Here is a 4,543-nt window from a genome sequence, read left to right as displayed (position 1 = left end):
CTCGCTAAGAGCGAGGACAGCGGTGCCGCCAACTCCGACACGCATCTGCGTGCGGCCCGCGTTCTCGCGATGGCGCAGGAGATGGCGGACCGGCTGACCGGGGAGGCCAAGAAGGAGTCCGACGGGCTCATGGCCAAGGCGCGCGGCGAGTCCGATCGGCTGGTCGGCGACGCCAAGACGCAGTCGGAGAAGATGGTCGGCGACGCCCGCAGGGAGGCCGACAAGATCCTCGGCGAGGCCAAGACCAAGTCCGACGGGATCGTCAAGGACGCCCAGTCGCGCTCCGAGCAGCAGATCAAGGAAGCCCAGGCCAAGGCGGACGCCCTGCAGGCCGACGCGGAGCGCAAGCACACCGAGATCATGGCCACCATCAACCAGCAGCGTGGCGTGCTCGAGGGCCGGATCGACCAGCTGCGGACCTTCGAGAAGGACTACCGCAGTCGCCTCACCAGTTACCTCGAGAACCAGCTGTCCGAGCTCGGGAAGTCCGGATCGGCTGCCCCGGCCGCCCCGGCGGAGAACGCCGGTGCGCCCGACCAGGGTGCCAAGAAGGACGGCGGCCACCGCGCCGAGTAGTCCTCCCGCGTCGACGCGTCCGGTCCCCGCCCCTGCCCAGGGTGCGGGGACCGACGTATATTCGGGGAGTGGGACCGCCCCGGAACCGGTGCGCCCCACGACACGCACCACGGCAGGAGGAACGCATGCTCGTCGCCGCACTCGGACTGACGATCCTCGGATTCGCCTTCCTCGTCGCCGCCGTCGCCACCGGTCAGATCGGGTGGGCGTGGGCCTGCATCGTGGTCGGCGCCCTCGGCCTGCTGCTGCTGGTCATGGATCTCATCCGCGGGAGGTCCGCGCGTGACGGGTCCGGACGGGACCCGTCAGAGGTGGCGGACGCGGCGGACTCCCACGCCGACAGGTAACATCACCCCATGTCCGGCGGTGAGCCGGATGCGCTGCGATCCGGCCATCACCGGGGAGCGCTCGGAAGAACGGCCGGTCCCGTGGAGGGGGCGGCTCAGTAGAACCGAACGGGGGAGCCCGACCGGCCCCCGACCCATGAGTGGGCGTCGCACCGTCGTCGTCAAACGGGGTGGTACCGCGGACGGACGCGCCAGTCGTGTCCGGATCGTCCCCGAGCGCAGGCCTGTCGGCCCCACGGGTACCCACTCGTGCGGGCCCCGTACCGCGAGGAGTCCGCCCGCATGAGCACCGAGCCCACCGCCACGGGTAGCGCCTACCCGATTCTCGACCTCACCGGCGGCACCACGGCACAGTCGCCGTCGTTCCCCGCCCTCGAGGAGACCGTCCTGGCCCGGTGGGACCAGCGCGACACCTTCCGGGAGTCCGTCCGCAGACGGGCGGACGCCGAGGAGTACGTCTTCTACGACGGCCCCCCGTTCGCCAACGGCCTACCCCACTACGGGCATCTGCTCACCGGGTACGTCAAGGACGTGATCCCGCGCTACCGCACCATGCGCGGATACCTGGTCGAGCGCCGCTTCGGGTGGGACTGTCACGGTCTGCCGGCCGAGCTCGAGGCCGAGAAGCAGCTGGGGATCACCGAGAAGTCGCAGATCCTCGACATGGGTCTGGCCGAGTTCAACTCGGCCTGCGAGAAGTCGGTCCTTCGCTACACCGACGAGTGGGAGGAGTACGTCCACCGTCAGGCCCGTTGGGTGGACTTCGAGAACGACTACAAGACGCTGGACATCGACTTCACCGAGTCCGTCCTGTGGGCGTTCAAGCGGCTCTACGACAAGGGCCTGGTCTACAAGGGTTTCCGCGTGCTGCCGTACTCCTGGTACGAGCAGACGCCCCTGTCCAACCAGGAGACCCGGTTGGATGACGCGTACAAGATGCGTCAGGACCCCGCGGTCACCGTCGGCCTACCGCTCGAGGCGCCGCAGTCCAGCCCGTTCCACGGCGCCGAGGCGCTGGTCTGGACCACCACCCCCTGGACCCTGCCGTCCAACCTGGCCGCCGCCGTCCACCCCGACATCGACTACTGCGTGGTGCAGGTGAACTCCGGTGAGCTCGCCGGCCGCCGCTTCGTGGTGGCCGAGGCCCGCCGCGGAGTGTACGCGCCCGAGTTCGGCGAGGACGCCGAGGTGGTGGCGACGGCGAAGGGCGCCGACCTGGTGGGTCTGACGTACGTCCCGCCGTTCGACTTCTTCGCCGGCCACCCCGGCGCGCACGTCGTGCTGTCGGCGGACTACGTCACCACCGAGTCGGGCACCGGCATCGTCCACCTCGCGCCGGCCTTCGGTGAGGAGGACAAGGACGCCTGCGACGCGGCCGGCATCGAGTTGGTCATCCCGGTCGGCCCCGACGGCAAGTTCACCGCCGAGGTGCCCCCGTACGCGGGCCAGCTGGTCTTCGACGCCAACGCGCCCATCTCACGCGACCTGCGTGCCGCGGGTCGCCTGATCCGGCACGAGACCATCGAGCACTCCTACCCGCACTCCTGGCGCTCCGGGCAGCCGTTGATCTACATGGCCCTGCCGGCCTGGTTCGTCAAGGTCACCGCGTTCCGGGACCGGATGGTCGAGCTCAATCGCGAACACATCACGTGGATGCCGGAGCACGTGCGCGACGGGCAGTTCGGCAAGTGGCTCGAGGGCGCGCGGGACTGGAACATCAACCGGAACCGGTACTGGGGCGCGCCGATCCCCGTGTGGGAGTCGGACGACCCGGCCTACCCGCGCGTGGACGTCTACGGCTCCCTCGACGAGCTCGAGGCCGACTTCGGGGTGCGGCCCACCGATCTGCACCGTCCGTACATCGACGAGCTGACCCGGCCCAACCCCGACGACCCGACCGGCAGATCCACCATGCGGCGGGTGGCCGACGTGTTCGACTGCTGGTTCGAGTCCGGGTCCATGCCGTTCGCGCAGGTCCACTACCCCTTCGAGAACAAGGAGTGGTTCGAGACCCACAACCCGGGCGACTTCATCGTCGAGTACAACGGTCAGACCCGCGGCTGGTTCTACACGCTGCACGTGCTGGCCACGGCGCTGTTCGACCGTCCCGCGTTCACGCACGTCGCCGCCCACGGGATTGTGCTGGGCAACGACGGGCTCAAGATGAGCAAGTCCAAGGGCAACTACCCGGACGTCAACGAGGTCTTCGCCCGCGACGGCTCCGATGCAATGCGCTGGTTCCTCATGAGTTCCCCCATCCTCCGCGGTGGCAATCTCGTGGTGACCGAACAGGGCATCCGCGAGGGTGTGCGTCAGGCCATGCTGCCGCTCTGGAACTCCTACAGCTTCCTGCAGCTGTACGCCGCCGAGCGCGCCACCTGGCGCACGGACTCCCCGCACGTGCTGGACCGGTACATCCTGTCCCGGTTGGCCACGACCCGGGACGCGATGACCGAGGCCCTGGAGACCACGGACATCGCCGCCGCCTGCGACGAACTGCGACAGTTCGCCGACGCCCTGACCAACTGGTACGTGCGCAGGTCGCGCTCCCGGTTCTGGGCGGGGGAGGCCTCCGGTCAGGACTCCCGCGACGCCTTCGACACCCTCTACACGGTGCTGGAGACGACGATGCGGCTCGCCGCCCCGCTCCTCCCGCTCATGTCGGAGGTCGTGTGGACCGGCCTGACCGGGAGGGAGTCGGTCCACCTCGCGGACTGGCCGGCCGCCGACGAGCTCCCGCGCGATGCCGGGTTGGTCGAGGCCATGGAGGCCGTGCGGTCGGTGTGTTCGACCGTCTCCTCCGTGCGCAAGGCCAAGCAGCTGCGCGTGCGCCTGCCCCTGAACTCCCTCACCGTGGCGATGCCCGACGCCGAGAGGCTCGAGCCGTTCACCGGGATCATCGCCGACGAGGTCAACGTGCGCCACGTCCACCTGACGAGCGACGTGGCCGCCCACGGGCGGATGGAGCTGGCCGTCAACGCCCGCGCGGCGGGGCCGCGGTTGGGCAAGCAGGTTCAGGCCTGCATCAAGGCCGCCAAGACGGGGGACTGGTCCGAGGCCGACGGGGTGGTCATCGCCGGTGGGGTCGAACTGCAGGAGGGCGAGTACGAACACCGCCTCGTGGCCGCGGACCCGGAGTCGACGGCCGCGCTCCCGGGCGGGGCCGGGCTGGTGGTGCTGGACCTGACCGTCACCGAGGAGCTGGAGGCCGAGGGCTGGGCCAAGGACCGGATCCGCGAGATCCAGGAGGCCCGCCGCGGCGCCGGGTTCGACATCTCCGACCGCATCCGGGTGCGCCTGGAGGTCCCGGCGGCCCGCCGCGACTGGGCCGACCGTCACGCCGGGCTGATCGCCGGCGAGGTCCTCGCCACGGACTTCGGGGTGGTCGACGCGCTCGACCCGGGCGACGGTGAGCCCGCCGAGCTCGCCGAGGGCGTCAGGATGACGCTGGCCCGGGTCTGACACCGACCGGTCCTGAGCCGAGACGGGAGCCGGCATGGCTGACGGGCAGGACCGCTGGGTCCTGCACGTGGACATGGACGCCTTCTTCGCGTCCTGCGAGCAGCTCACCCGGCCGACCCTGCGGGGTCGGCCGGTGCTGGTGGGAGGGGTGGGGGGCC

The 4,543-nt window shown here is 70.3% G+C and carries 3 protein-coding genes and 1 pseudogene; all 4 read left to right on the top strand.

The window, feature by feature from the left end; genetic code table 11:
• Positions 1-576: pseudogene (locus tag G6031_RS17145) on the top strand (cell division protein); the annotation flags it as partial.
• Positions 577-701: 125 nt separating this feature from the next.
• A complete protein-coding gene (locus G6031_RS17140; protein ID WP_179525075.1) occupies positions 702-923 on the top strand; it encodes a hypothetical protein in 222 nt (73 codons plus the stop codon).
• Positions 924-1,205: 282 nt separating this feature from the next.
• Positions 1,206-4,385, top strand: a complete 3,180-nt coding sequence (gene ileS, locus G6031_RS17135; RefSeq protein ID WP_182653920.1) for an isoleucine--tRNA ligase — start codon at positions 1,206-1,208, stop codon at positions 4,383-4,385.
• Positions 4,386-4,419: 34 nt separating this feature from the next.
• A partial coding sequence (locus G6031_RS19125) for a hypothetical protein (RefSeq protein WP_182653919.1) occupies positions 4,420-4,543 on the top strand: 124 nt, incomplete at its 3' end.

Origin of the sequence: Dietzia sp. CQ4 (assembly GCF_014145125.1) — a bacterium.
Classification (GTDB): Bacteria; Actinomycetota; Actinomycetes; order Mycobacteriales; family Mycobacteriaceae; genus Dietzia; species Dietzia natronolimnaea.
The sequence above is the reverse complement of the archived record's forward strand: the minus strand, read 5'-3'. Positions and strand labels throughout refer to the sequence as shown.

Excerpts from the sequence above, each read along its gene's own strand:
- G6031_RS17140 (WP_179525075.1), top strand. The coding sequence starts at position 702 with ATGCTCGTCGCCGCACTCGGACTGACGATCCTCGGATTCGCCTTCCTC.
- ileS (WP_182653920.1), top strand. The coding sequence starts at position 1,206 with ATGAGCACCGAGCCCACCGCCACGGGTAGCGCCTACCCGATTCTCGAC.